Origin of the sequence: Virgibacillus sp. NKC19-3 (genome assembly GCF_019837165.1) — a bacterium.
GTDB classification, from domain to species: Bacteria; Bacillota; Bacilli; order Bacillales; family Amphibacillaceae; genus Virgibacillus_L; species Virgibacillus_L saliphilus.
On record NZ_JAGYHC010000001.1, the window covers coordinates 1947603 to 1974105 of the forward strand.

Consider the following 26503-nt stretch of genomic DNA (forward strand, 5'->3'; position numbering starts at 1 on the left):
TTTTCCTATGGGGAAAATTGCGGTTTGCGGGATGTCTGAGTCTTGAAAATGCCATTTCACTGATTTGTTTCCTTTCGTTTAACGCTATAAGATAAAGATATCTTAGTTAAGGAGGAGGAACAATGGCTGTTTCATCAATTATGATTAAGGATGTTCCTAAGGAAGACCGGCCCAGAGAACGTCTATTGAAGCTAGGATCTGCCCATTTATCAAATCAGGAATTATTGGCAATTTTGCTTGGGAGTGGAACAAAAGAAGAATCAGTAATGGTTTTATCCAACAGGGTTTTAATGCATTTTGAAGGGTTAAAATTGTTAAATGATGCTACAATTGAAGAGTTAATGGCAATAAAGGGGATCGGTGAAGCTAAAGGGGTTTTAATGCTTTCAGCTATTGAACTTGGAAAAAGAATGAACCAGTATAAGATAAATGACCGATATATTGTGCGTTCTCCGGAAGACGGGGCAAATTATATCATGGAGGAAATGCGCAGCTTAAAACAGGAGCATTTTGTTGTTCTGTTTTTAAATACAAAAAATCAGATTATCCACAGGCAGACTATTTTTATTGGCAGTCTAAACACTTCGGTTGTCCATCCAAGGGAGGTATACCGCGAGGCTGTCAAACGCTCTGCTGCTTCTATCATTGTCGCTCATAATCATCCTTCCGGCGACCCATCGCCCTCCCAGGAAGATATCCATGTTACGAGACGGTTAGTTGAATCAGGGAAAATGATTGGCATCGAACTCTTAGACCATTTAATTATCGGTGATAGAAAGTTTATATCTTTAAAAGAAAAAGGATATCTATAAATAACACTATCTATTTTACTATTTTTTTCGTATAATTATATAGACGACTTATAAAGATAAAGCGCCAACTTCGATGTTTATTGAAAATGGCGCTTATTAAGATTGATCATAAGAAGTTCGAAGCTTTAAGGTATTGGTATGTATCCAAAGGCGGCTAAAAAGAGTCGGGATGGCTGCGTTGCAGGTGTCCTGGAATGGAAATCGAAAAGCAAGCTTAAACGGAATTGGGTTGACTTCTGTGCTTGTTAATGACATCCTTTCTTAGCAGAAGTTACCCTGTGAACTGCCATTTATTAGGTTTTTTAAATCCCGAATTAGGGATTCGTTAAAAAACGATGATGATGTTAATTGCATCACATAAAATTTATCGATATAGTAAGACTATATACAAATGAATTGTGATTTGGAGAGGGAGATTTTTTTGGGAAGATTCAGTTTGTCACAAGATTTAGGGATAGATTTAGGTACTGCCAACACACTGGTATTTGTGAAAGGAAAAGGTGTTGTTGTACGTGAGCCAACCGTAGTTGCCAAAAACATTGAAACCGGTGATATAGAAGCAGTAGGCAGTTCAGCGCGTAATATGGTAGGCAGAACACCGGGGAATATCTCTGTTGTCCGGCCGATGAAAGATGGTGTCATTGCTGATTATGATACCACTGCTGTAATGATGAAATATTATATTAAAAAAGCAATGCGAAATCGTTCTTTTTTTGCTAAAAAGCCAAGTGTCATGATCTGTGTTCCATCCGGAATTACAATGGTAGAAGAGCGTGCGGTTATCGATGCAACAAAGCAGGCTGGTGCAAAGGATGCATTTCCCATTGCTGAGCCTTTTGCTGCTGCTATTGGTGCAGGATTACCTGTATGGGATCCTACAGGCAGTATGATTGTTGATATTGGTGGAGGAACAACAGAGGTCGCCGTTATTTCATTGGGTGGCATCGTGACAAGCAAGTCGATACGCACGGCTGGTGATAATATGGATGATGCCATTATTCAATTTATTCGTAAACAGTATAATCTTATGATCGGTGAGCGGTCTGCTGAATCCATTAAAATGGACGCAGGAACTGCTGGTGAAGCAAAAGAAGATAAGACGCTGGATATTCGCGGGCGTGATTTATTAACCGGTTTACCGAAAACAATAACAATAACAGCTAAAGAAGTAGCGGATTCTTTAAAAGATACCGTAGAGTCAATAGTGGAAGCAGTTAAAAACACATTGGAGCTTACTCCACCTGAATTAGCTGCAGATATTATGGATCGGGGTATTGTATTATCAGGAGGAGGCTCCCTTTTAAAAAATATAGACCAAGTCATTAGTGATGAGACGAATATGCCCGTTTTTGTAACAGAAGATCCTTTGGATGGTGTAGCAATTGGAACAGGTAAATCATTGGAATATATTCAACATTTCCGTTCCCATCCAAACGTATCCTCTCGTCCATCAGTAGAATAAGTAGGTGTTTTGATGTCATTTTTTCGCAAGAGAAGATTATTTATTCTTTTAATTAGTTTTATTATACTTGTTGCATTAATTGGGTTTTCATTAAGGGATCGAGAGAATCTAACCATAGTAGAAGAATTTATTAATGATTCGGTTGGGTGGACACAGAGTGTCGTTCATGCTCCAGTTAATTTTGTAACAGATATATTCGCCAATATCGAGGATATCCGGAATACGTATGAGGAGAACCAGGTTTTAAAAGAAAAATTATCGGAATATAAAGGGCTAATTTATGATGTACAGGAACTTGAAGAGGAAAATGAGGAACTAAGAGATACGCTTGAAGTTACGGATTCAATCAGGGACTATAATCCAATTCAGGCAACTGTTGTATCCCGTTCTCCCGAGCGTTGGGTTGAGCAGATTTCAATTAATAAAGGTCAGCAGGATGGTATTACCGAGAACATGGCTGTTATTACTGCTGAGGGTATGGTAGGTAAAATCCAACATGCGCACCAATCAACTTCAACCGTTCAGTTGCTTACTGGTTTTGATCAGTTTAATCGGATTTCTGCTACTGTCTCTCGTGATGAGGGAGAGGATATATTTGGAATGATTGAGGGATTTGATGAAGAAAGTAATTCTCTTTTATTCCGGATTATCGAAGAGTCTGATGAGGAACTAGAAGAAGATGAATTGATTGTATCATCAGGTATGGGAGGCGTTTTTCCGGCAGGTTTACCAATCGGTACAGTAAAAGAAACGGTCCCTGATCAATATGGATTAACACAAACAGCACTAATTGAACCAGCAGCTGATATGTACGATATTAATCAGGTAATTGTGGTAGATCGTGCATTGGAAGGCAGTAATAATGAAGAGGAGAATGAGTAATGAAACGTTTATATTTACCGCTCATCCTCTTTCTGTTACTCATACTGGAAGGTGTGGCACTTGAAATATTACCATCCGGTTTATTCATGAGTGATTTATTTATTGTTTCGCATTGGGTGCTTGGTTTTTTAATGCTTATGGCCGTTTTCTATGACAAGGAATATACATATTTCTCCGTGCTTTATGCATTGATTTTTGGGTTGTTAATCGACATCGTGTATACAGGAGTATTAGGAGTTTACATGTTTTCCTATGCATTGGTAATCTATATTGTTCACAGGTTACGTAAAATGCTTCACAGCAATATTTTTGTAACACTATTATTAGGTGCTATCGGGATTGCCTTATCAGACATTTCCGTCCATACTATTTTTAAAGTTGTCGGCGTTACGGATGTATTGTGGAGGGATTATTTTCTGTATCGGCTATTACCAACCGTTTTAGCTAATCTCTTATTCCTTGCTGCTTTATATCCTATTCTAATGAAGTCCCTCCTTAGATGGGGACAAGAACAATTATCTAGGAGTAAATCATTATAATGATGATGTTTTTTAATGAGGTGATTTGATTGCGGGACAACAAACAATTAATAACGATTAAAGGTACAAGAGATGGGCTCACCATATTTATCGACGAGTCTTGTTCCTTTATAGACGCTGTCACTGAACTTACAGAAAAAATTGTGGCAAGCCGTCCAAAAGAAAATGAACCAATTGTATCTGTAACAGTGCAATCAGGTAACCGCTATTTATATGAAGAACAAAAAGATCAATTAAGAAACGTCATAAATGAAGCCAATCGGTTTACCATTCATTCTTTTGAATCAGATGTTATTCTAAAGGAAGAAGCTCTACTGTGGAAAGAAGATAGTGAAATAAAAGCTATTAATCAGATTGTTCGGTCAGGTCAGGTTTTAGAAGTTACTGGAGATCTCTTACTTATAGGAGATGTGAATCCTGGAGGAAAGATCGTTTCAACAGGTAATATTTATGTTATGGGAAACTTATTCGGGATTGCACATGCAGGGGTAAATGGAGATAGAAATGCATTTATAGCTGCTTCTTATATGAAGCCCAGTCAACTGCGAGTAGCTGATTATATCAGTCGTGCTCCTGACTATGAGTCTGATGGTGTGTATATGGAATGTGGTCTTATCGACGAAAAACAGGATAAAATTATCATTGATAGACTACAAATTATTTCACATAAAAGAAGCGAGATTAGTGGATTCGAAAGGAGGATTACTAATGGGTGAGGCAATTGTCATTACTTCTGGAAAAGGCGGTGTTGGGAAAACAACCACAACAGCCAATATTGGAACAGCACTGGCATTAAACGAGAAGAAAGTATGTTTAATAGATACAGATATTGGTCTGCGAAATCTTGATGTCATCATGGGACTTGAAAATCGGATTATTTTTGATATTGTGGATGTCATTGAGGAACGATGTAACGTAAAACAAGCACTCATTAAGGATAAACGATTTGACGATTTATCATTGTTACCTGCCGCACAAACAAGTGATAAATCATCGGTAACAACAGAAGGTATGCATAAAATCATTACCGAATTGAAGCAGGAATATGATTATATTGTTATTGATTGTCCGGCAGGTATTGAGCAAGGATTTCAAAATGCAATTGTTGCAGCTGATAAGGCCATTGTTGTAACCACGCCCGAGAAATCTAGTGTCAGGGATGCAGATCGGATTATTGGTTTGTTGGAAAAAGAAGATATGGATCCGCCAAGTCTGGCTATTAATCGTATACGTAATCACATGATGAAAAATGGTGACATGCTTGAAGTTGATGAAATTGTCCAGGTGCTCTCCATTGATCTTATTGGAATCATTATTGATGATGATGAAGTTATTAAAGCATCCAATAATGGACAACCAGTCGCCTTAAATGCAAGTTCTAAAGCATCTATTGCTTATCGTAATATTGCTCGAAGAATACTCGGAGAAACCGTCCCATTGCAATCCTTGGAAGAAGAAAAAGGTGTATTTCAGAAAATGAAAAAGTTTTTTGGGATGCGGTCATAGCGAATGTTTCATATTGGGATTTTATCAACGATGAAAAGGTGAAACTCTCCCTAGTTCATTCATATACACCTCATTCTTCTCATAGAATGTTATAAACGTATGAGAAGGATTGTGAGGATAAATGAATAAAGGGGTTAAGAAAGTTCGCCAATCGATTGAACAACGTAAGAAAACACGTGGATTGACTGGTAATGAAAGTTCGAAAAAGCAATTACCAGTACCATTTCCGCAAGAGGAAGAAAAGCATGGTTACTTTCCAAGTTTTTCGGATACGACATTTGAGAGTAATACAGGCCATAAATTTCCTTATCGGTTCATGCTGAAGGGTGTTTTATCTGTCATGCTTTTTTTCGGGGTGGCTTTATTGGGGCAAACAGATGCAGCATTCCTTCAGAAACCCAAAGAATGGACGAGCAGTGCATTAACAGATGAATTCCCATTTGCTAAAGTAAATATATGGTACCAGGAAACCTTTGGAAGCCCGTTAGCTCTTACACCTCAAAACGATCAAGTTGCAGTCAGCTCAAATCAGGAGGGCTTGCCGGTGTCCGGCGATGTGACAGAAACGTTTCAGGTGAATGGTACTGGGATTATGATAGCTCCGGATGAAACTGCCGATGTAGCAGCATTACGTGATGGCGTTGTTGTCTTTGCCGGAAATGATCGGGAAACAAATAATACGGTAGTCATTCAGCATGCGGATGGCAGTAGTTCAACCTACGGCCATTTAAGTGCGGTTGATGTGCATTTATATCAATTTGTGGCAAGTAATCAACGGGTTGGTCAATTTACTCCAACAGCGGAAAGTGAAACCGTTTATTTTTCGATTGAGCAGGAAGATGACTATATTGACCCGGTTCAGGTGATACAAGTTGACGATGCGCCGTAATTATTTACCAAAAATTCACGTCCATCCCGTATTAATCGTGTTTCTCTTTATTTCTTTTGTCACAGGTACATTTATGGAATTAGCTATTATTGTAACCATTGTTTTATTCCATGAACTCGGCCATTATATTGTAGCCATTGTTTTTAAGTGGCGTATTCAAGGTATTATGCTATGGGTCTTTGGCGGGGTCATGGATACGGATGAACATGGGAACAGATCCATCCGAGAAGAGGCTCTTGTTACTGTTGCGGGTCCATTTCAGCATTTCATTATTTACCTGTTCTTATTTTTCCTGGCTTCTACTGATTTTATAGCTCCTTCTATTTTGGAGTTAATTTTTTATTATAATACGGTAATCCTTGTATTTAACTTACTTCCAGTTTGGCCATTGGATGGCGGCAAGCTTTTATTTTTAGGCTTATCCGCATTCTCACCATATAAGAAGGCGTATCAGTCGGCTATTATTTTTTCCATGATCATCAGCTTGCTCGTGTTGATATTTCAGTTGATTCTTTTTCCATTCACATTAAGTGCTTTTTTGGTTATGCTATTTCTGTTTATGGAAAATAGGTCAGAATGGAAAAAAAGATATTATGTGTTTATCCGCTTTTTATTGAAGCGTTATGAAGGAAATACAGCTGTTAAAGCTGTAAATCCCATCGTCGTGCCGCATGAGGCCACTTTGATGGATATATTTGCCCGGTTCAGACGGGAGAGGAAACATCCTATTTATATTACATATCCGGACAATAAGCGAAGGTCTGTCGATGAAACAGATTGTTTGCTCCTGTTTTTTCGTGAAAAGCAGTATAATAAAACAATTGGTGAGGCAGTTCATTATATCTCATAAAAAACTTCAGCCTATTCTTGACATGCCTTTAGTAAACATGATATTATCAATACGTTAATTTATTGTAGCACCAGTGCTACAACCGCACAGATCAGGTTATAAACTAAAATCTTTAGTGCCTGTATGGCGAGTCTGAGTTGATTAGGAGGTGCAAGTTATGTATGCAATTATTGAAACAGGCGGTAAACAAATAAAAGTTGTTGAAGGCCAGGAGATTTACGTGGAAAAAGTGGATGCAGATGACAACAATTCTGTTACATTTGAAAATGTGCTTTTTGTAGGCGGAGATAATGTTAAAGTTGGAGCTCCATATGTTGATGGTGCAACTGTAACTGCTAATGTTCAAAAACATGGCCGTCAGAAGAAGATTACGGTTTTCAAATACAAACCGAAGAAAAACTACCATCGTAAGCAAGGCCACCGTCAACCATACACAAAATTAGTCATTGACAAAATCAATGCATAAAGGTATCTGCATATGATTCATGTAACGGTGTATCGATCAAATAACCTGATTACAGCTTTTCAAATCACCGGACATGCAGATAGTGGACCATATGGTTATGACTTAGTATGTGCAGGTGTATCAGCTGTTTCCATTGGAGCGGTGAACGCAGTAATGGAATTATGCCAGGTAGAACTGGAAATTGAACAGGGAAGTGAAGGTGGATATCTACATGTCACTTTACCCGAAACACTTGATGGTGTGTTAATGAAAAAGGCTCAGCTCTTATTTGAAGGTATGCTAATTTCATTAAAATCGATTGAAATGGAATATAGACAATTTATAACAATACAGCGTGTATAGGGAGGTGCAAGATAATGCTACGTCTGGATTTACAATTTTTCTCACAGAAAAAAGGTGCAGGTAGTACAAAAAACGGACGTGATTCCGAGTCCAAACGCCTTGGTGCTAAACGTGCTGACGGTCAATTTGTAACTGGTGGATCTATTTTATTTCGTCAACGCGGTACAAAAATTTACCCAGGTGAAAATGTAGGTCGTGGTGGAGACGACACCCTTTTCTCCAAAGTAGATGGGGTTGTACAATACGAACGCTTTGGTCGTGATCGTAAAAAAGTGAGTGTCTATCCCCAAGCGCAAGAAGCATAATGATAGAATGTTAACTCCAACCAGCTATTTGGTTGGAGTTTTCCTATTTTTTGGCAGAAAGATTGCTACGTTTTCGCAACAATCTAATTGCTTGCAATGAAGTTTTCCTGTTTTTCTGCTATACTTTAGGTGGGGTGAGATATATGAGGGCGGATGAAGTGGTGCAGGTTTTACAGTATTACAGGCACGATTTAATGAATCATTTGCAAATTGTACAAGGTTATTTAAGTATGAAAAAAGTAGATAAGGCAGAAGCTAAATTAAAAGAAACGCTTGACTATTATAATGAGGAACGCAAACTGATGAGTTTAAATGCGCCTATGTTTATGTTATGGCTTCTACAATTTAACAGTATGTTTCATAATTGGCGTATAACTTACCACATACATACCGAATGCAAAGATTTGCGCACGATTGATAGACAATTGACAGAACAATCTAAGCATATTATAAATGCTCTAAGGCAAGCGTTGGATGACACTCAACTAGTTGAAGTGAACTTAGAATTAAATGAAATACCAAATCCCCTCCAAATCGAGATTCGTCTTTTTATTGAAGGAGAAGATCGTCTGAAACTAAATAGAGAAAAATTGAATCTAAGTAATGTAGTAGATATGGATGAAAAATCAAGCGGTATATGCTGTGTATTTTCGATTCCATGTCATTGATGAGGTGAATAATGATGTTTGTGGATCAGGTAAGTGTATATGTGAAAGCAGGAGATGGTGGGAATGGTCTTGTAGCATACCGCCGTGAAAAATACGTACCAAAAGGCGGTCCTGCCGGTGGTGATGCTGGAAATGGGGCAGACATCATTTTTGAGGTGGACGAAGGACTTAATACATTAATGGATTTTCGCTATAATCGCCATTTTAAGGGAAAGCGTGGAGAAAATGGGAGAAGCCAAAATCAACACGGAAAAAATGCACTAGCTTTCATTATTCCAGTACCTCCTGGTACGACAGTAACGGATGAGGAAACAGATGAAGTGATTGCAGATTTAACCACACATAAGCAACAAGCTGTAATTGCGAAGGGTGGAAGAGGTGGACGTGGAAATTCACGTTTTGTGAGCCCACGAAATCCTGCTCCGGATATTGCTGAAAATGGGGAACCCGGACAAGAACGAAATATTAAAGTGGAATTGAAATTAATAGCTGACGTGGGCCTTGTTGGTTTTCCAAGTGTAGGTAAGTCCACATTCATTTCTGTTGTTAGTGCAGCAAAGCCTAAAATTGCTGATTATCATTTTACAACATTAAGCCCAAATCTTGGTGTCGTTGATACAAGGGACCAGCGAAGCTTTGTATTAGCTGATTTGCCCGGTCTGATTGAAGGAGCGCACAAGGGAACTGGATTAGGACATCAATTTCTTCGTCACATTGAACGGACAAGAGTTATTGTTCATATGCTTGATATGGCAAGTACAGAGGCGAGAGATCCCTATGATGATTATATAAAAATTAATCAGGAGCTAAAAGCATACGATGAGAAACTAATGAGCAAACCGCAAATCATTGCAGCAAATAAAATGGACATGCCTGGTGCGGAGGAAAATTTAGCGTTTTTTAAAGAAAAAGTAGGAGAAGATTTTCCGATATATAAAATATCAGCTTTGACGAAAAATGGATTAAGCGAAATTTTGTTTGCTATTGCGGATAAATTAGATACGATTCCGAAAGCACCAATAGAAGTGGAAGACACGGAAGAAAAGGTAGTCTACCGTTATCAGAAAGAGGAGGCGCCATTTAAAATATCTCGGGACCCAGATGGTGCTTATGTTCTATCAGGCGATAAAATTGAAAAGTTATTTAAAATGACGGATTTTAACAGGGACGAGGCTGTACAACGCTTTTCCAGACAGATACGCGGAATGGGTGTTGATGAAGAACTACGAAAACGTGGAGCCAAAGATGGAGACACCGTTCGTCTACTTGAATTTGAATTTGAATTTACGGAATAAAAGAATAAAATGTTAACGATAAAAATTTGGGTTACGGTTCGTGAGGGGAGAGAAGCTTGGTGACTACGATAGGATATTTAGGACCTAAAGGAACATTTACAAAATTAGCAGTGGACACTGCTTTTAATGGGGAACATAAACAAGGTTTTGACACAATCCCTGAATGTATTGATGCTGTTGAGAAAAAACAAATAGATATCGGTGTCGTGCCATTGGAAAATGCGATAGAAGGAACTGTGCAGTTAACAGTGGATTATTTGGTGCACCAAGTTCGCTTACCAATTGAGGCTGAAATCGTCGTTCCCATTCAGCAGCATTTACTGGTACATCCGGATTTTTCCGGGGAACTTTCCGAAATTAAAGAAGTCCATTCCCACAGTCATGCAATCGCACAATGCCATCAATATATACATCAGCATCTATCATGTGCGAAAATAAGCTTTTCGGCTTCCACAGGGAAGGCTGCTGAAATGGTTAGTGAAGGGAATACGCATGTAGCAGCTATTGGAAATGAATTAGCGGCGCGTGAGTTCGGATTGAAAATTATGCAGGAAAATATTCATGATTATCCAAACAATCATACACGGTTTGTCGTATTGACAAAAGATAAGGATAATTTAACGATCAATCACCCCGTTCAGTCGGAGAAAACCAGTCTACTGATAACTCTGCCAAGTGATCGTGCAGGTGCATTGCATCAGGTGCTTTCAGCTTTTGCTTGGCGGAAAATGAACTTATCAAAAATTGAATCTAGACCAATGAAGACCGGACTAGGCAATTACTTTTTTATTGTCGATGTCGAACAACCTTTTGATGATGTGCTTTTTCCCGGGGTGAAAGCTGAACTGGAAGCACTCGGATGTCAAGTGAACGTACTAGGAACATATCCTGTTTTCCAGATGGATATTTAATTACACCGTCGATCTTCTCATGAAGTTCGGCGGCTTTTTTAAATAACTTTCAACTTTTCTCCTTTTATTGCATATGTTGATATTAGTAATTAGCCCAGTTTCAGAAATGAGAGGAGTTTGGTTTGTTTTGAAAATACACATTGTTCAAAAAGGAGATACATTGTGGGAAATATCCAAGAGTTATGGTGTTGATTTCGAACAGGTTAAAGAACTCAATTCACAATTATCCAGCCCGGATATGATCATGCCCGGCATGAAAATAAAAATACCTGGTTCATCAAAGACGGTGAAAAAGGAAGATACGTCCGTTAAAGAAACATATAAGGAGCAGCAGGTTCCATATAAAGATATCTCTCCAAAGCCGATGCCAGTGATAAAAGAAGATGATAAAGAGAAACCAAAAACAGTGGAACCCCAAATTCCAGTAGAGCCATTGCCGAAAATGCCAATACAGAAAGAAAAACAAAAGCCGATAGAGCCATTGCCAAAAATGCCAAGTCAGAAGGAAAAACCGATACAGAAAGAAAAAGCCAAGCCAATGTTAGAGCAAGACCACTATACAACGGTTGATTTTCCAAAAATAAAACAACAATACACGGAAACGAAAGATAAAATCCCTGAAAAAGCGGATAAGGATATAAAACCAAAGCCACATCCACAGCCACCGATGCAGCAGCCGATGCCTATGCCAATGGTTCCAATGTGCTGTCATATTGTGCATCCTTGTTACCCACCAGCACCATTTCCTGCAATGGGGGCTGTGCCTGAAGGTTTTGGGCCACCACCACAGCCAATGATACATCCTGACTTCCATCCGCAAATGCCTGGAGCTATGATGCAACCTAAAAAGGATTGTGGTTGCGGACAAAAGGATCCATTCATGCCACCACAGCCGATGCCATCGTTTGAAAAAGAACACCATCAGCATTTTAAGCCACAATATGGAAACGAAAATATGCATGAATTTGAATTCCACCGTCAAATGCCACCAAGCGCGATGTATCCACCACATTTTGGTGATGGTTCAATGAAAAATCATCCATATCCAGACCCACCTGCTTATCCGGAATTTTCACCATCTCATCAGGAAGAGGATGAAGATAAACATGAACATGAATAGTTCGAAACAAGGAGACGAATTTAAATATCGTCTCTCTTCTTTTTTATCTAAAGAAGGAAAAATGTTACCACTAGAGAAAATTTCCTTCATAAATTCTTCTGTATTTTTGATTCAAACGGTTGAGAATGAGAAACTTATATTAAAAAAGCATAACAAGCAAGAAAATGTGAATCTGCAATGGGACTTCTTTGATGAAATTGACAAGTCCAATGTGGTCCCTTTTAAAAGGTATCCAAATGGACGTAAAATAATAAGTAGAAATAATAAATATTGGACAATAACACCATTTATCGAAGGAGAAAAATTAAATTATAATCTAGCTGCAGATAGACTGGAAGCTGTCAAAGCACTAAAAAATTTTCATTACAGCGCCAAAAATATTCATATTACAAATGTTCCAAGGGGGGATTATTTATTCATGCAGTGGTATCAACGGTTTTTATTGTTTAAAAAAACCGCCCCCATTTTTAAAAAACATGGTTTTGAAAATTTATATAAGGATATAGTACAACTAACGACCATCCATTTACGTCTGATAAGACAATTTCCTTGGGAAAGCTATGAATTAGCTGCTAAAAGGAAAGGTGAGTGGATACATGGTGATGTTGCTTCCCATAATTTTTTGCGGCAAACTGGTACACATATCATTGATTTTGATTTATTGACGTGTACGACACAAATGCATGATTATATTCAATTAGGTCAACGATTCCTACCTTATATAAATTGGGATCCTGATAAGCTGCTTGCATACCAGATGGTACAAGAAAGCGATGTTAAGGCTTGGGTTTATGCGATATGTATTCCAAGTGATGTTATGAGAGAATGGCTTCATTATTTATATAGGAAACCGGCATCAGGAAGATATCGTTATTTAGCAATCATGGAAAAAGCTTGGATTAAACGAAGTAATTTTGTTAAAAATAGTAAATTGATGCTAGAATCGATATAAGGCAATTAGAGGAGTGAATATCAAAATGAAAAAACATGTAGAAGCTATCGTAGAATGGTTACAGCAACAGGTGAAGAAAGCAGGTACTAAAGGTTTACTGGTAGGCGTGAGTGGCGGACTTGATTCCGCAGTAGTTGCTCATTTAATCAAAAGGGCAGCTCCTGATGCTTCATTAGGGGTATTGTTACCAATCCAGACGCAAACCTCTGATATGAAAGACGCCCAAAACGTTATAAAAAGCTGTGATATCGATAATATAACAGTCGATTTGACTCAAACCCATGCAGATATGTATGAATCCATAACTAAACAATTAGAGGGGAAAAATCAATTTAATGTGGATAATGATCAACTGGCAGGAGCTAATCTTCGGGCAAGATTACGTATGAGCACCTTATATGCATTAGCCGCAAATTACAATTATCTCGTTGTAGGAACAGATAATGCCTCTGAATGGTATACAGGCTATTTCACGAAATATGGGGATGGTGGTGCTGACATCCTGCCACTGGTCGATTTTACCAAGCAAGAGGTACGGGAAATGGCAGCTTACCTCGGTGTTCCTGAAAACTTAGTCAACAAAGAACCAAGTGCTGATTTATGGGAAGGTCAGACAGACGAAAATGAAATGGGAACAACCTATGACAAAATTGATGCCTACTTAAATGGAGAGGAAATTCCTGATAAAGATAAAGAGATCATTGAGCAAATGCATATTAGCACGGCACATAAACGAGAGCCTTTACCACAATTTAGAAGATCCAATCATTCATCTTCCTTATATTGACTTGTGTAAAAAAACCTCCCTAATCCAAACTAATCGTAAGGGAGGTTTTAAAATGTATAAAAAAATCTTATTTCCTTTATTGGTCATTACCATGTTATTTGTTGCTTGTGCCAATACGGACACGGATCATACGCAAACCACAAATGAAAACTCCACCACGCAGCCTATCCATTATGAAACAGAAGAAGAACAAAATAATAGGTTAAATACAAGAGATCAAACCATTGGAGATCGAGGTGGCTATCCACAAAGTGATCAGAATGGAGTCAATGCATCCGATTATAGCAATGGATACACCGATGAATTTACAGATGAAGAATCAGAAGAGCTTTCCAAGCAATTAAAAGACAGAAAAGATATTGTCCAGGCACAAGTCGCCTCTACTGATGACCGGGTCATCGTTGCAGTTATCTTAAAAGAAAAATATATTGATCATGATATAAAAGATTCGATTGAATCGGAGGTAAGTGAAGCGATACCGGATAAAGAAATAGTTGTATATACAGATGATGCATACTGGGACCAAGCGAAAAATCTGGACGCCAGATCAGGTTCAAAAAACAAAAATTATGATGTAGAGGACTATATTAAAGATTTTTTTGAGAGAAATGATTAGGTTTTTCATTTATGTGAACGCTTCTTCGTGAAGGTTTTTCTTTTCCCATTCCCCTTTTTTTGATATAGTTAAAAAGGAAATAATCGGGAGAGGAGAATATCCGATGGCTGGTCATTCGAAGTGGAAAAATATACAGAGAAGAAAGAATGCACAGGATGCTAAAAAAGGGAAAATTTTCATGCGTCATGCTAAGGATATCTATACGGCGGCAAAACAGGGTGGTGGGGATCCAGATACCAACCCCATGTTGAGAACTGCAATAGATAAAGCGAAATCAGATAATATGCCCAATGACAATATTAACCATAATATAAAGAAAGCAACTGGTGCCCTTGATGGAGTAAACTATGAAGAAATTACCTATGAAGGTTATGGACCTGGTGGGGTTGCTGTTATTATTAATGTATTAACAGATAATAAAAATCGTACTGCATCCGAGGTCAGGCATGCGTTTAAGAAAAATAATGGTAACTTAGGCGAAAATGGCAGTGTGTCCTTTATGTTTGACCGAAGAGGTTATATTGTTATTTTAAATAAAGACGGCGAGATTGATGAGGATGAAATAACATTGGAGGCACTTGAAGCGGGTGCAGAAGATGTTGTTACTGAAGATGAGGTGTACGAAATTTACACAACGCCTGAGCATTTTCAGGAAGTTTTAGACCATCTAAAAAACAGTGGTTATACAATCGAAGACAGTGAAGTTACACTTTTCCCGCAGACTTACAGTCGCTTACCTGACGATGATGAACAAAAAATGTTAAATCTGATTGAAACGCTGGAAGAAAATGAAGATGTACAAGACATTCATCATAATTTGGAGGAATCCGACTAGGTAAAAACTTCTATTCGCTTTAAAAGGAATAGAAGTTTTTTAAATGTTGGATAGGTATGGTAAAATGAAAGATGGAATAAAGGAGAAGGTTGCATGATTGCATATATAAAGGGAAATCTTACATATATACAAGAAGATTCAGTTGTGGTGGATGTCCATGGTATTGGTTATGAAATAGTTTGTTCCAATCCTTTTGTCTTCCAATCCTCCTTAAATCAAGAAGTATTGATTCATACATTTCATTACGTGAGAGAGGATACCCAAGTACTATATGGCTTTAAAAATGAAGAGGAAAAACAGCTGTTCATCAAATTGATCTCCGTATCCGGAATAGGCCCTAAAGGAGCATTAGCTATATTAGGTGCGGTAGACGTTGCTGGATTTATTTCAGCTATTGAACGTGAAGATGATAAATTTTTAACAAGCTTTCCAGGTGTCGGAAAAAAGACAGCAAGACAGATTATTCTTGACCTAAAAGGTAAATTAACGACCATGCTGATGATTTCAGATCAAATGGACGTTGAATCTCCTGATACAACAAGTGAAGGACTCCTGGAAGCAGAGGAAGCATTAAAAGCACTAGGATATACAGAACGAGAAATTAAAACAGTTATTCCAGAGCTGCGAAAAGAAAATACGACCAATACAGATGAGATCATTCGCAAAGCACTGGCATTATTAATGAAACATTCATAAGGGGGGATAATCATGGAAGAAGAGCGTATGGTCACCGGTGAACTGCAAAGCGATGAAGCTACAGATGAGCTTAGTCTTCGGCCTACAACGTTAAATCAGTATATTGGTCAGCATAAAATAAAAGAAAACCTAACTGTATTTATTCAAGCGGCCAAAATGCGTGAAGAACCGCTTGATCATGTTTTACTATATGGACCTCCAGGTCTTGGGAAAACAACATTAGCAGCAATCATTGCGAATGAAATGGATGTTCATTTTCGCACTACTTCCGGGCCTGCAATCGAACGTGCTGGTGATTTGGCAGCGATCCTTTCTTCCCTTGAACCTGGTGATGTGTTGTTTATTGATGAGGTGCATCGGCTTCCACGTGCAGTAGAAGAAGTCTTGTATTCGGCTATGGAAGATTTCTTCCTTGATATTGTAATCGGTACTGGACCCAGTGCTCGTTCGGTGCGAATAGATTTACCACCTTTTACACTTGTTGGTGCTACAACGCGTGCAGGTCTCCTGTCTGCTCCTTTGCGCGATCGTTTCGGTGTTCTGAGCAGATTGGAATTTTATGATCCTGATGATTTGCAGTTGATTGTAGAGCGAACCTCCGCTATTTTTGAGACAACGATTAGGAATGATGCAGCTGCTGAAATAGCTTGCAGGTCCCGAGGAACGCCGCGCATTGCTAATCGGTTACTCAAAAGAATCCGTGATATATCACAGGTAAAAGGGGAAAGTAAAATTAGCTTAGAAACCACCAATGTTGCATTAGAGATGCTTCAGGTAGATGACGTCGGTTTGGATCATATGGACCATAAGCTTTTAAAAGGACTTATGGAAGGATTCAAGGGTCGTCCGGTAGGTCTGGATACACTTGCAGCAACGATAGGAGAAGAATCGCAAACGATTGAAGATGTTTACGAACCTTATTTACTGCAAATCGGCTTCGTGCAACGCACGCCTAGAGGAAGAATTGCAACACCGAAGGCTTATGAGCACTTTGGAATGAAAGTGAATGAAGAGCAATGAATATTGGTAAGCTGTTTATTATACTGGGTATTGCATTTTTAATCATTGGTATTATATGGACATTTATTGGGAGATTACCAGGTGATATCAGTTTTCGGAAAGGAAATTTCTCCTTCCATTTTCCAATAATGACCTCTATTCTTGTAAGTCTTATTTTGACACTTATCTTTTTTATCATTGGAAGGTTTCGTTAAGTTGTAAAGGAGTTTCATCATGAATATAGAAGAATTTGATTTTGACTTACCAGAAGAATTAATTGCACAGACTCCGCTTAATGACCGGGCTAGCTCGCGTTTGCTCGTTTTAAATCGGCATACAAAAGAAATCAATCATGCGCATTTTACAGATATCAAAGCATATTTTAACGAAGGGGATTGCCTCGTTTTGAATGATACCCGTGTTCTTCCGGCGAGATTGTATGGCGTAAAACAAGATACTGGAGCTGAGGTGGAGATATTGTTGCTCCATCAAGACTACAGCGACAGTTGGGAGGTTTTGGCGAAACCAGCGAAAAAAATTAAAATTGGCACCGAGATCAGCTTTGGGGAAGGTAAACTGAAAGCTGTTTGTACGGGGGTTAAAGACCATGGTGGACGCATATTGGAATTTTCCTATACTGGTATCTTTTATGAAATTTTAGACGAGCTTGGGGAAATGCCATTGCCTCCATATATAAAAGAGAAGTTATCTGAACAAGAACGATATCAGACCGTTTACGCCAGAGAAGAAGGTTCGGCAGCTGCACCGACAGCGGGTCTGCATTTTACAGAGGAATTATTGGATGAATTAAAAGCAATGGGGGTGGAAATTGTTTTTATCACGTTGCATGTAGGTCTTGGCACATTCCGTCCGGTAAATGTAGAAAATATTGATGATCATAAATTGCATGCTGAATTTTACCACATGTCAAAAGAGGCGGCAGAAACGCTCAACCGTGTGAAAGCGAGGGATGGAAGGATTATTTCTGTTGGGACTACATCAACGAGAACACTTGAGACCATCGCGCGTGATAACCAAGGCGTATTTGAGGAGGCAAGTGGTTGGACAGATATATTCATTTATCCTCCATATGAATTTCAGGCTATTGATGGGTTAATTACCAATTTCCATCTGCCAAAGTCCTCGTTAATCATGCTTGTGAGTGCCTTAAGCGATAAAGAAACCATACTCTCCGCATATCGGGAAGCTGTTAAAGAGCGATATCGATTTTTCAGCTTTGGTGATGCGATGTTAATTTTATAGTAGAGGAAATGAATAATATGCCATCTATAACATATGAATTTATTAAAACGTGTAAACAAACAGGAGCAAGGCTTGGGCGAGTCCACACACCACATGGGTCGTTTGATACACCCACATTTATGCCTGTTGGTACATTGGCAACCGTTAAAACGATGAGCCCGGAAGAATTAATGGGAATGAATGCGAATATTATTCTTTCCAATACGTACCATTTATGGCTTCGTCCTGGTGCGGATATCGTACAGGAAGCAGGGGGGCTTCATCAATTTATGAATTGGGATGGGGCTATCCTGACTGATTCTGGAGGTTTTCAGGTTTTCAGCCTAAGTGATATGCGGGAAATCAAGGAAGAAGGAGTTCATTTTCGTAATCATTTAAACGGGGAAAAACTATTTTTATCACCGGAAAAAGCGATGCAAATACAAAATGCACTTGGGTCTGATATTATGATGGCATTTGATGAATGCCCTCCGTATCCGGCGTCCTATGATTACATGAAATCTTCCGTAGAAAGAACGTCTCGCTGGGCAGAAAGATCCTTAAAGGCGCATAATCGCAAGCAGGATCAAGGTCTATTTGGCATTATTCAAGGCGGTGAATATGAAGAACTGAGAAGGCAAAGTGCTAGGGATCTATCTTCGTTGGATCTACCAGGTTATGCTATTGGAGGACTTTCTGTTGGTGAACCAAAAGATGTTATGAATCGGATGTTGGAGTTTACCACACCATTATTGCCTGCGGATAAACCACGTTACTTAATGGGCGTAGGCTCACCGGATTCATTAATTGATGGGGCAATCCGGGGGGTTGATATGTTTGATTGTGTGCTGCCAACCAGAATTGCCCGAAATGGGACATGCATGACCTCAAACGGAAGATTAGTCGTAAGGAATGCGAAATATGCACGAGATTTTGGTCCCATTGATGCCAGTTGCGACTGCCATGTATGTAAAAATTATTCCCGAGCGTATATCCGTCATTTAATAAAATGCAAGGAAACATTCGGTTATAGACTTACTACTTATCATAACTTGTATTTTCTGTTAAAATTGATGAAGCAAGTACGAATTGCGATAAGCGAAGATCGTCTTGGTGACTTTAAAGAGAGATTCTTTGAACAATATGGATTAAATCAGCCTGGTGCAAAGAATTTTTAAAAGTAAACACTCAGAAGGGAGGGAAACGAAATGGAGATGCTCGTATCATTATCACCGATTATATTAATGTTTGTCATTTTTTATTTTCTACTGATCCGTCCACAGCAAAAGAGGCAAAAGCAGGTAAAACAAATGCAAGCGGATCTTCAAAAAGGAGATGCTGTTGTCACCATTGGTGGCCTTCATGGTGAAGTTCATGCGATTGATGAACAAACTGTAGTCATCGCATCCAGTGATGGGGTTAAACTTACATATGACCGTTCAGCTATTCGGGAAGTGAAGTCATAAATAGGAAGAGGACAGCGCAAATGCACTGTCCTCTTTTCATTTGGTTGTCATCTAAAAGACTGCTGCATGTGACGCAAACAATATAAACTGTAACGTAAGTGTGCGATCGCTCCCATCAGCCGCCCTAAGGTGTGCGAAGTATATTTCCGTAGCGGTGAATTAACAAGCACAGCCGTTTACATCACTGCGAAGATTTCACAATACTTATGAAACAAGCTGTTTATTTATTCGCTTGCCGGTCCGGCGGTATTTACCCCAATGACACCGCCGAAAAGTGCTGCTATTATATAACCAATGTGATGCAGTAATTGTTCCAATGAAAACATTTGCTGGTAGCCTAAGTACTGCACTAAAAAAATGAAGAGTGTGAAACCTAGGCCGATAACTCCTCCAATAATCCAACCTCTCACCTTTCCTTTAACACCTGCAACAATCCCACCAAGGAATAATGCTAGTAATCCAATAGCCAATGTTACCCATGTTAAAGTGGGTTCATTAAATGTCGTGAAACTGAGAAAGAATGCTAAAATAACGCTGGCGATAAGAATGAACCCCAATACAACAATCCAACCATACAGTAAGGCAATGAATTGATTTTTTCGCATGAAAATCCCTCCACGTTTGTCCATTTACAACATTTTATTCATCAATTTATAAAATAGACGAAAAATATTTTGTTTTTCTCTGCATAGACATGAATATAGGATATTTTTAAGAAGGCTGTTTTTTAACAGATTGTTGCTATTGTCCAATAAATAGAAACTGTGACGTAGTGTGCAATATTCATCGCCGTCCGGGATCGTTACGGGCAATCGCGCACCTTAGGGCACGGCCTCAGCCTCCTCGGAAGAAAACCGCTTCCTGCTCAGGTCTGGACACGTTATTCTGAGCAGGAGTCGATTGCCCTCCACTCACCCGGACTACTGACAGCAAGGAGGCAGTACCGTTTTATTACACTAATAATATATAGTAGCTAATGCTAGCGGAGGAAATACACGAAGACTCCTGCGGGAGGCAAGGCCTAGGTGAGACCTCGAAGTGCGCAGCGCGAGAGGGCTCACCAGCCGCCCGCGGAAAGCATAGTGTGTTTCCGGAGCGGTGGTTAAAGCATCAATGTTATTTTCAAAATACGTCGCAGTTTCTATCAACTGCAAAGATGTAAAAGCAACGATACGTATAAAAGAGTCTAAATGAAAGAAGGTGTATAATGGATATCATTCTTGCAACGACTATTTTTCTGGTCAGTTACTTTTTTATCATGACTGATAGGATAAATCGGGCAGTTGTGGCACTTTCAGGTGGTACGTTATTATTGCTCACAGGGATTTATACGGTAGATGATGTTTTTTTGAATTATATTGACTGGAATACAATCGCATTATTATTTTCTATGATGGTGTTGATCTCAATTACGGAAAAAACCGGTCTGTTCAGTTTTATTGCCATTCGTTTTGCACAAAAAGTTCGAGGATCTCCTCTACCATTACTGTTTGGTGCGGGTGTATTAACAGCGATTGGATCCGCATTATTAGACAATGTAACAACCGTTTTAATATTTGTTCCTATTATGTTAAAAATAACGAAGATGCTTCAATTACCTTCATTTCCTTTTTTATTAGTCATTATTTTCAGTTCGAATATTGGAGGTACAGCTACTTTAATTGGGGACCCACCCAATATCATGATTGGTCAGGCCGTGGAGCACCTGACATTCTCATCCTTTTTAATTCATTTAGCGCCACTTGCCTTGATTATGTTTATGGTGATGCTAATAGTCATCTATTTTCTTTTCCGTAAGTCATTGCGTAATCTGGAAATAAATAGTGATGAACTAATGGCAATGAATGCTAAGGAACATTTAATAAAATCACCAATGTTGTACAAGTCTATTACCGTTTTACTCATGACGATTACTGGTTTTATGATGCACGCCTTTCTACATATTGAATTAACGGTCATTGCGTTATCCGGAGCAATTTTACTCTTATTACTAACAGAGCGTGAACTTTCGACAGAACTCATTTTTGAAAAGGTAGAATGGGTCACATTGTTTTTCTTTATTGGTCTCTTTGTATTGGTTGGAGGGCTTGAGGAAGTTGGGGTAATTGATGAGATGGCAAGAGCAATCGTTCTTACCACAGATGGTGATTACACAAGTACGGCAATATTAATTTTATGGGTTTCAGGATTGTTTTCAGGTGTTGTTGATAATATCCCGTTTGTGGCTGCGATGATTCCAGTGGTTCACGAGTTTGAAAGTTATGGAATGATGTATTTGGACCCGATTTGGTGGTCCCTGGCCTTAGGCGCATGTCTTGGAGGGAATGCCACATTGGTCGGAGCATCCGCCAATGTTGTAGTAGCAGGGCTTGCAGAAGGTGCGAAACAGAAGATTCCCTTCATTCGATTTATGCTGTACGGAGTTCCTTTTGTCTTATTATCGCTTGTGATAGCTTCTATTTATATTTATTTGCGTTATTTATTGCCTTATATGGGACAAACCTGAAAAAAGCGGTGCTTATTTAAGAATAAGTGCCGCTTTTTTTGAACATCCTCTTTATATAAACTTTTGAATAACAGGAATTTGTTTTAATTCCTCTTTTGTAATGAATTTTAATAAGAAGAGAAACACGATATATATACATGTTAATACGATTAATACGATAAGGAAAATGACAATATGGGGGTTCATATGTTCATATATTTTTTTAAGCAAATCTCCTGCGCCCCATGTTAGCCCAATTAGGCCGATCATTTTGCTGATATCCTTAAAAGGAATGGAGAAGCCAATTGTTTTCTGCAGTGCAGCTAAATGTAATAATGTTACCAGTACTACACCTACAGACATTGCAATTGCTACCCCCATAATACCAAAGTTCGGGTTAGAGGCAAGGAAGACCAGTACTATAAATTTACATGCTGCACCAATCAAGCTATTCCACATCGCCGGTCTAGCTAAGTCAAGTGCTTGTAAGGCAGCTTGTAATGGGGATTGAATATATAATAAAATAAAAAAGGGAGCCATCAGAATCAAAAAATGACTTGCATTAGCCGTTCCATACATATATGTTAAAATGGGAACAGAGAAAAGGGAAAGCACAATTGTAGCAATGGCTCCAGATGCAAAGGAGATCCGGACAGATTGATGGATCCGATAATGAATTAACTTCTTGTCTTGTTTTGCTGCTGCTTCAGAGATTGAAGGAACAAGCGCAATGGACAGAGATTGGGTTATGAATGTGGGCAAGAATAATAATGGAATTACATAACCGGTCAATTCTCCGTATTGTTTGGTTGCCATTGAAGCCGAATATCCTGCAAGGGCTAAACTTTGTGCAACCAATATCGGTTCCAGAAAATTTGAAATCGAGCTTATCAAACGGCTTCCGGTACTGGGGAGTGCGATCGAGAATAATTCTCTTAATACATGTTTACTCCTTTTTAAATAGGTGAAAAAATGGGCGCGTATTTTAATGGTTTTCTTTCGTTTGAATCGATGAATCATATAAAGGAGTGAAGCAAATTCACCTAGAATAACGCTAAACATGGCACCAGCAGCTGCATATTCAACCCCATAAGGTAGAAGGACTTTGATAAAAATGGCTACACAGGTGATTCGAACAACTTGTTCAATCACTTGAGAATAGCTTTGTGGTTTCATATTTTGTTTTCCTTGAAAATACCCTCTTAGGACCGAAGATATCGCTATAATAGGAACAATCGGACTTATTGCCAGTAACGGGTATAATGTGCGATCATCTGTAAGCAAGGTTGTGGAAATAAATGGTGCTGCAAAAATCATGGTTACTGTGAAAATGACACTGGATATTCCGGTAATAATCAAGGATACCGTTAGTATTTTCTTAATTTTGGTTTGGTCATTTTTTGCTTCGGCTTCCGCAACACGTTTTGCTATAGCAACAGGCAATCCAAGCTGTGTGAGCGTCATGACTAAAAACAATGTTGGTATTGCCATCATATATAGGCCGACACCTTCCTCGCCCATTAGTCTAGCAACGACTAAACGGTTGATAAAGCCTAAGAATCTGGTGATCATGCCAGCCAGTATTAATATTAAAGCGCCTTGTAAAAAAGTTTGTTTGGCCATCTCCAAGACCTGCCTTCTCAAAAAATAAAATTTAATATACAATGATATATATGCAAGTATTTGGGTCAAGCATGACAAGTTGGAAATATATACTCCGAATAATAGGAGGGAAGAACGTGGACATCGTACAAAGCGTAAATGAATGGAAAGATACAGTTAAGCCAGCTTTAAATAGTAAAGTAGATGAATTTCGTATAATGGGATATACGAAGGCTAATCATGAGGATATTTGGAATTGCCTTGTCCAAAAAGTTTGGAAAGGTAATCCTAACAAGCGTTTATATGAAATTGTACAGGATATATTTCATCTAGGGTCTAATGTTTATTTGAGCTATTTAACTGTAAATGCATATCAGGATGATGATTTAATGGCTTCAATTACTGCTTTAACGAATGAAACGAATAGTGAATAATTAATGTGAGTTTTTGAACAACCTCTAATACATAGTGGATTACCCGTATAGATTAAGGGAGGAAATAGTGAATGAAAAAGCGAGGCAGAATTGTTGCCTTTTTTCTAATCGTACTTGTTTTTGCCGGAACGATTGGATCAACGGTTACTGGAATTACAAAGGATATAAATTTAGGATTGGATCTGCAGGGTGGATTTGAAGTACTATATGAAATTGAACCTGTAGATGAAGAACAAGAAGTGTCAAGGGATTTATTAGAAGGTACGGTAGAAACATTAAACGACCGAGTGGATCGTCTGGGAATTAGTGAGGCAAATATAGATATTGAAGGAGAGGACAGGATACGGGTCCAGTTAGCAGGGGTTGAAAATCAAACTCAAGCTAGAGATATGCTGTCAACTTCGGCCAGACTTTCTTTTCGCGATGTACATGATAACGAGTTGCTTGATGGGTCAGATGTAAGTGAAGGAAGTGCAACGCAGGATTTTGATCAACAGACAAATTCGCCCATTGTAACATTGCAATTACAAGATGCTTCAAAATTTGGGGAAGTAACAACGGAAATAAGTCAAATGACACCACCTGAGAATCTGCTTGTCATTTGGATGGATTATGAGGAGGGGGATTCTTTTCAGGAAGAGATGGAAAAAGAAGACCCTAAATATGTTTCTGCACCAGCTGTGTCAGAGCCGTTAAACACAACCAATGTGCAAATCACCGGAGACTTTACGGTTGAATCTGCACAACAATTGGCAGACATTATTAACTCTGGCTCCTTACCAGTTAATATGACAGAACTATACTCTACGTCTGTAGGAGCACAATTTGGTGAAGAGGCGTTAAATCAAACCATTTTTGCAGCATTTGTAGGAATTGGTTTAATCCTTTTATTTATGATCGTTGTTTATCGTTTTCCAGGTATAATCGCAACGATTAATTTAGCCATTTACACGTATTTGGTTTTATTAGTATTTGATTTAATGAATGGTGTATTGACTCTGCCTGGTATAGCTGCTTTGATATTGGGTGTTGGTATGGCGGTTGATGCGAACGTAATTACGTTTGAGCGAATTAAAGAGGAATTGCGATCAGGTAAATCGGTAATGTCTTCCTTTAAAACGGGGACAAAAAATTCATTATCAACCATTTTTGATGCCAATATTACAACCTTACTGGCCGCATCGATACTATTTATATTTGGTACAAGCTCTGTAAAAGGCTTTGCAACGATGTTAATTGTCAGCATATTAATCAGCTTCCTTACAGCAGTATTTGGAACCAGACTTCTCTTAGGGCTATGGATGAAGAACCGCTTTTTAGCAAATCATAAAGGCTGGTTTGGGGTTAAAAAAAGCGACATCAAAGATATTGCGTCTAATAATCAGGAAGAGCCAAGAATCTTTAATCGTGAGGTTAGTGTAGTAAAACATCGGAAAAAGTTTTTTATCATTTCCATTGCAATTGTGGTAGTCGGTACTATTTCGTTTGCTTTGTTCCAGCTAAATCCGGGCGTTGATTTCTCTAGTGGTTCACGGGTTGAAGTGGTATCAGATAGTAGTTTAACAACCGAAGAAGTGGAAGAAGGTTGGGAAGCTCTTGATCTGGAGGCAGAGTCCATCGTTCTTTCAGGTGATAATAATGATGTAGCGGTGACGCAGTTTGATACTGTGCTTTCAGAAGAGGAAGTAGCAGAAGTACAGGAGTTTTTTGGCGAAAAATATGGGACAGACCCCAGCATAAGTGTTGTATCTCCAATTGTCGGTCAAGAACTTGTGAAAAATGCGATATACGCTGTTGCGATCGCTTCTGTTGCGATGATCATCTATGTAGCGCTTCGATTTGAGTTATTCTTTGCTATAACGGCGATTATCACATTATTGCATAATGTATTTATCATGCTTGCCGTATTCAGCTTCACCCAGATTGAGTTTGATGTAACGATTGTAGCAGCTGTGTTGACGGTTGTCGGATATTCCATCAATGATACCATTGTGATATTTGATCGGATTAGAGAAAATCTACGTATGAAGAAAAAACGGGTAACATCTGCAAAGGAATTGGCAGTTATTGTAAACAGAAGTTTGGTACAATCATTTCCAAGAAGTATTAACACAACCATTACAACATTGATTGCTGTCTTGGCATTTTTATTCCTGGGAGCCCAATCGATCACCGGTTTTGCTATTGCATTAGCAGTAGGGTTGGTAGCGGGAGCCTATTCATCATTATTCCTTGCATCCCAACTGTGGTTGGTATGGCGTAAGAGAATGATCAAAAAAAGGCCTGTTGATTTTACAAAGAAAAAAAGGTGGAAGGACCACAAGTATAAAATGCGCAAGCCC

29 protein-coding genes, 1 pseudogene and 1 other annotated feature are annotated in these 26503 nt (G+C 38.8%); of the genes and pseudogenes, 28 read left to right on the plus strand and 2 right to left on the minus strand.

Annotated features, from left to right (window positions below; translation table 11 throughout):
• Window positions 1-122 precede the first annotated feature (122 nt).
• The 25 genes from radC to yajC all read left to right on the plus strand — a co-directional run bounded on the left by radC (window position 123) and on the right by yajC (window position 19640).
• A complete protein-coding gene (gene radC / locus KFZ56_RS09315; RefSeq protein WP_222641685.1) occupies window positions 123-812 on the plus strand; it encodes a RadC family protein in 690 nt (229 codons plus the stop codon).
• A 421-nt stretch (window positions 813-1233) separates the two neighbouring features.
• Window positions 1234-2274 carry a rod shape-determining protein gene (locus KFZ56_RS09320; RefSeq protein ID WP_304956683.1) on the plus strand — a complete coding sequence of 347 codons (1041 nt, stop codon included), beginning with the start codon at window positions 1234-1236 and terminating at the stop codon, window positions 2272-2274.
• Between the two features lie 12 nt (window positions 2275-2286).
• A complete protein-coding gene (gene mreC, locus KFZ56_RS09325) occupies window positions 2287-3156 on the plus strand; it encodes a rod shape-determining protein MreC (RefSeq protein WP_222641687.1) in 870 nt (289 codons plus the stop codon).
• Entirely contained in the window at window positions 3156-3695 is a 540-nt protein-coding gene (gene mreD, locus KFZ56_RS09330; protein ID WP_222641688.1) for a rod shape-determining protein MreD, read from the plus strand. The genes mreC and mreD overlap by 1 nt, the downstream gene beginning before the upstream one ends.
• Window positions 3696-3724: 29 nt before the next feature.
• Window positions 3725-4411, plus strand: coding sequence for a septum site-determining protein MinC (minC, locus tag KFZ56_RS09335; RefSeq protein ID WP_222641689.1), 687 nt, complete (start codon window positions 3725-3727; stop codon window positions 4409-4411).
• Window positions 4404-5201 (plus strand): septum site-determining protein MinD, encoded by a 798-nt coding sequence (gene minD, locus KFZ56_RS09340; RefSeq protein ID WP_222641690.1) that lies wholly within the window; start codon window positions 4404-4406, stop codon window positions 5199-5201. Before minC ends, minD begins: the two co-directional genes overlap by 8 nt.
• 121 nt (window positions 5202-5322) lie before the next feature.
• Window positions 5323-6090: a M23 family metallopeptidase gene (locus KFZ56_RS09345; protein WP_222641691.1), complete on the plus strand. Its 768-nt coding sequence runs from the start codon at window positions 5323-5325 to the stop codon at window positions 6088-6090.
• Window positions 6080-6940, plus strand: a complete 861-nt coding sequence (locus KFZ56_RS09350; RefSeq protein ID WP_222643957.1) for a M50 family metallopeptidase — start codon at window positions 6080-6082, stop codon at window positions 6938-6940. Before KFZ56_RS09345 ends, KFZ56_RS09350 begins: the two co-directional genes overlap by 11 nt.
• A 70-nt stretch (window positions 6941-7010) precedes the next feature.
• Window positions 7011-7084: a sequence feature (ribosomal protein L21 leader region), on the plus strand.
• A gap of 13 nt (window positions 7085-7097) precedes the next feature.
• Complete coding sequence (gene rplU / locus KFZ56_RS09355) at window positions 7098-7406, plus strand: 50S ribosomal protein L21 (protein WP_222641692.1); 309 nt, start codon at window positions 7098-7100, stop codon at window positions 7404-7406.
• 12 nt (window positions 7407-7418) lie between these two features.
• The gene (locus tag KFZ56_RS09360; protein ID WP_222641693.1) at window positions 7419-7748 is read left to right on the plus strand and encodes a ribosomal-processing cysteine protease Prp; all 330 of its coding nucleotides are present in this window, start codon (window positions 7419-7421) and stop codon (window positions 7746-7748) included.
• A gap of 14 nt (window positions 7749-7762) precedes the next feature.
• Window positions 7763-8053, plus strand: coding sequence for a 50S ribosomal protein L27 (gene rpmA, locus KFZ56_RS09365; protein ID WP_222641694.1), 291 nt, complete (start codon window positions 7763-7765; stop codon window positions 8051-8053).
• A 143-nt stretch (window positions 8054-8196) separates the two neighbouring features.
• Window positions 8197-8721, plus strand: a complete 525-nt coding sequence (locus tag KFZ56_RS09370; RefSeq protein WP_222641695.1) for a Spo0B domain-containing protein — start codon at window positions 8197-8199, stop codon at window positions 8719-8721.
• Between the two features lie 14 nt (window positions 8722-8735).
• Window positions 8736-10016 (plus strand): GTPase ObgE, encoded by a 1281-nt coding sequence (obgE, locus tag KFZ56_RS09375; RefSeq protein ID WP_222643958.1) that lies wholly within the window; start codon window positions 8736-8738, stop codon window positions 10014-10016.
• 59 nt (window positions 10017-10075) lie between these two features.
• Window positions 10076-10927, plus strand: coding sequence for a prephenate dehydratase (gene pheA, locus KFZ56_RS09380; RefSeq protein ID WP_222643959.1), 852 nt, complete (start codon window positions 10076-10078; stop codon window positions 10925-10927).
• 127 nt (window positions 10928-11054) lie between these two features.
• Complete coding sequence (gene safA, locus KFZ56_RS09385) at window positions 11055-12047, plus strand: SafA/ExsA family spore coat assembly protein (RefSeq protein ID WP_222641696.1); 993 nt, start codon at window positions 11055-11057, stop codon at window positions 12045-12047.
• Window positions 12034-12999, plus strand: a complete 966-nt coding sequence (locus tag KFZ56_RS09390; protein ID WP_222641697.1) for a phosphotransferase — start codon at window positions 12034-12036, stop codon at window positions 12997-12999. Before safA ends, KFZ56_RS09390 begins: the two co-directional genes overlap by 14 nt.
• 25 nt (window positions 13000-13024) lie before the next feature.
• Window positions 13025-13786: an NAD(+) synthase gene (gene nadE / locus KFZ56_RS09395; RefSeq protein WP_222641698.1), complete on the plus strand. Its 762-nt coding sequence runs from the start codon at window positions 13025-13027 to the stop codon at window positions 13784-13786.
• Between the two features lie 52 nt (window positions 13787-13838).
• A complete protein-coding gene (locus KFZ56_RS09400; protein ID WP_222641699.1) occupies window positions 13839-14402 on the plus strand; it encodes a YhcN/YlaJ family sporulation lipoprotein in 564 nt (187 codons plus the stop codon).
• Window positions 14403-14505: 103 nt separating this feature from the next.
• A complete protein-coding gene (locus tag KFZ56_RS09405) occupies window positions 14506-15237 on the plus strand; it encodes a YebC/PmpR family DNA-binding transcriptional regulator (RefSeq protein WP_222641700.1) in 732 nt (243 codons plus the stop codon).
• 93 nt (window positions 15238-15330) lie between these two features.
• Window positions 15331-15933 carry a Holliday junction branch migration protein RuvA gene (ruvA, locus tag KFZ56_RS09410; protein WP_222641701.1) on the plus strand — a complete coding sequence of 201 codons (603 nt, stop codon included), beginning with the start codon at window positions 15331-15333 and terminating at the stop codon, window positions 15931-15933.
• 12 nt (window positions 15934-15945) lie between these two features.
• On the plus strand, window positions 15946-16953 hold the full coding sequence (gene ruvB / locus KFZ56_RS09415) for a Holliday junction branch migration DNA helicase RuvB (protein WP_222641702.1): 1008 nt from the start codon (window positions 15946-15948) through the stop codon (window positions 16951-16953).
• Window positions 16950-17147 (plus strand): DUF2905 domain-containing protein, encoded by a 198-nt coding sequence (locus tag KFZ56_RS09420; protein WP_222641703.1) that lies wholly within the window; start codon window positions 16950-16952, stop codon window positions 17145-17147. Before ruvB ends, KFZ56_RS09420 begins: the two co-directional genes overlap by 4 nt.
• 19 nt (window positions 17148-17166) lie before the next feature.
• Entirely contained in the window at window positions 17167-18195 is a 1029-nt protein-coding gene (gene queA / locus KFZ56_RS09425) for a tRNA preQ1(34) S-adenosylmethionine ribosyltransferase-isomerase QueA (protein ID WP_222641704.1), read from the plus strand.
• Between the two features lie 17 nt (window positions 18196-18212).
• The gene (tgt, locus tag KFZ56_RS09430) at window positions 18213-19352 is read left to right on the plus strand and encodes a tRNA guanosine(34) transglycosylase Tgt (RefSeq protein WP_222641705.1); all 1140 of its coding nucleotides are present in this window, start codon (window positions 18213-18215) and stop codon (window positions 19350-19352) included.
• A gap of 30 nt (window positions 19353-19382) precedes the next feature.
• Window positions 19383-19640: a preprotein translocase subunit YajC gene (yajC, locus tag KFZ56_RS09435; RefSeq protein ID WP_222641706.1), complete on the plus strand. Its 258-nt coding sequence runs from the start codon at window positions 19383-19385 to the stop codon at window positions 19638-19640.
• A gap of 224 nt (window positions 19641-19864) precedes the next feature.
• Here yajC and KFZ56_RS09440 read toward each other — a convergent pair whose 3' ends face one another.
• Window positions 19865-20245, minus strand: coding sequence for a TIGR04086 family membrane protein (locus KFZ56_RS09440; protein ID WP_222641707.1), 381 nt, complete (start codon window positions 20243-20245; stop codon window positions 19865-19867).
• Between the two features lie 602 nt (window positions 20246-20847).
• Between KFZ56_RS09440 and KFZ56_RS09445 the strand changes: the two genes are divergently transcribed.
• Entirely contained in the window at window positions 20848-22146 is a 1299-nt protein-coding gene (locus KFZ56_RS09445) for an ArsB/NhaD family transporter (RefSeq protein ID WP_222641708.1), read from the plus strand.
• 51 nt (window positions 22147-22197) lie between these two features.
• Here the strand turns inward: KFZ56_RS09445 and spoVB are convergent, their stop codons facing one another.
• On the minus strand, window positions 22198-23748 hold the full coding sequence (gene spoVB / locus KFZ56_RS09450; RefSeq protein ID WP_222641709.1) for a stage V sporulation protein B: 1551 nt from the start codon (window positions 23746-23748) through the stop codon (window positions 22198-22200).
• A 116-nt stretch (window positions 23749-23864) separates the two neighbouring features.
• Here spoVB and KFZ56_RS09455 point away from each other — a divergent pair, with 116 nt between their 5' ends.
• Window positions 23865-24161, plus strand: coding sequence for a post-transcriptional regulator (locus KFZ56_RS09455; protein ID WP_222641710.1), 297 nt, complete (start codon window positions 23865-23867; stop codon window positions 24159-24161).
• A 71-nt stretch (window positions 24162-24232) separates the two neighbouring features.
• Window positions 24233-26490 (plus strand): annotated as a pseudogene (secDF, locus tag KFZ56_RS09460) (protein translocase subunit SecDF).
• The last annotated feature ends 13 nt before the right edge of the window (window positions 26491-26503 follow it).

Bases quoted from the DNA above. Each gene is read 5' to 3' on its own strand.
- KFZ56_RS09405 (WP_222641700.1), top strand. From the start codon at position 14,506: ATGGCTGGTCATTCGAAGTGGAAAAATATACAGAGAAGAAAGAATGCA.
- KFZ56_RS09440 (WP_222641707.1), bottom strand. From the start codon at position 20,245: ATGCGAAAAAATCAATTCATTGCCTTACTGTATGGTTGGATTGTTGTA.
- rplU (WP_222641692.1), top strand. From the start codon at position 7,098: ATGTATGCAATTATTGAAACAGGCGGTAAACAAATAAAAGTTGTTGAA.
- radC (WP_222641685.1), top strand. From the start codon at position 123: ATGGCTGTTTCATCAATTATGATTAAGGATGTTCCTAAGGAAGACCGG.
- queA (WP_222641704.1), top strand. From the start codon at position 17,167: ATGAATATAGAAGAATTTGATTTTGACTTACCAGAAGAATTAATTGCA.
- rpmA (WP_222641694.1), top strand. From the start codon at position 7,763: ATGCTACGTCTGGATTTACAATTTTTCTCACAGAAAAAAGGTGCAGGT.
- KFZ56_RS09360 (WP_222641693.1), top strand. From the start codon at position 7,419: ATGATTCATGTAACGGTGTATCGATCAAATAACCTGATTACAGCTTTT.
- mreC (WP_222641687.1), top strand. From the start codon at position 2,287: ATGTCATTTTTTCGCAAGAGAAGATTATTTATTCTTTTAATTAGTTTT.
- obgE (WP_222643958.1), top strand. From the start codon at position 8,736: ATGTTTGTGGATCAGGTAAGTGTATATGTGAAAGCAGGAGATGGTGGG.
- spoVB (WP_222641709.1), bottom strand. From the start codon at position 23,748: ATGGCCAAACAAACTTTTTTACAAGGCGCTTTAATATTAATACTGGCT.
- KFZ56_RS09400 (WP_222641699.1), top strand. From the start codon at position 13,839: ATGTATAAAAAAATCTTATTTCCTTTATTGGTCATTACCATGTTATTT.
- KFZ56_RS09350 (WP_222643957.1), top strand. From the start codon at position 6,080: ATGCGCCGTAATTATTTACCAAAAATTCACGTCCATCCCGTATTAATC.
- ruvB (WP_222641702.1), top strand. From the start codon at position 15,946: ATGGAAGAAGAGCGTATGGTCACCGGTGAACTGCAAAGCGATGAAGCT.
- ruvA (WP_222641701.1), top strand. From the start codon at position 15,331: ATGATTGCATATATAAAGGGAAATCTTACATATATACAAGAAGATTCA.
- KFZ56_RS09345 (WP_222641691.1), top strand. From the start codon at position 5,323: ATGAATAAAGGGGTTAAGAAAGTTCGCCAATCGATTGAACAACGTAAG.
- yajC (WP_222641706.1), top strand. From the start codon at position 19,383: ATGGAGATGCTCGTATCATTATCACCGATTATATTAATGTTTGTCATT.
- nadE (WP_222641698.1), top strand. From the start codon at position 13,025: ATGAAAAAACATGTAGAAGCTATCGTAGAATGGTTACAGCAACAGGTG.
- KFZ56_RS09390 (WP_222641697.1), top strand. From the start codon at position 12,034: ATGAACATGAATAGTTCGAAACAAGGAGACGAATTTAAATATCGTCTC.
- KFZ56_RS09420 (WP_222641703.1), top strand. From the start codon at position 16,950: ATGAATATTGGTAAGCTGTTTATTATACTGGGTATTGCATTTTTAATC.
- tgt (WP_222641705.1), top strand. From the start codon at position 18,213: ATGCCATCTATAACATATGAATTTATTAAAACGTGTAAACAAACAGGA.
- KFZ56_RS09445 (WP_222641708.1), top strand. From the start codon at position 20,848: ATGGATATCATTCTTGCAACGACTATTTTTCTGGTCAGTTACTTTTTT.
- mreD (WP_222641688.1), top strand. From the start codon at position 3,156: ATGAAACGTTTATATTTACCGCTCATCCTCTTTCTGTTACTCATACTG.
- minD (WP_222641690.1), top strand. From the start codon at position 4,404: ATGGGTGAGGCAATTGTCATTACTTCTGGAAAAGGCGGTGTTGGGAAA.
- KFZ56_RS09370 (WP_222641695.1), top strand. From the start codon at position 8,197: ATGAGGGCGGATGAAGTGGTGCAGGTTTTACAGTATTACAGGCACGAT.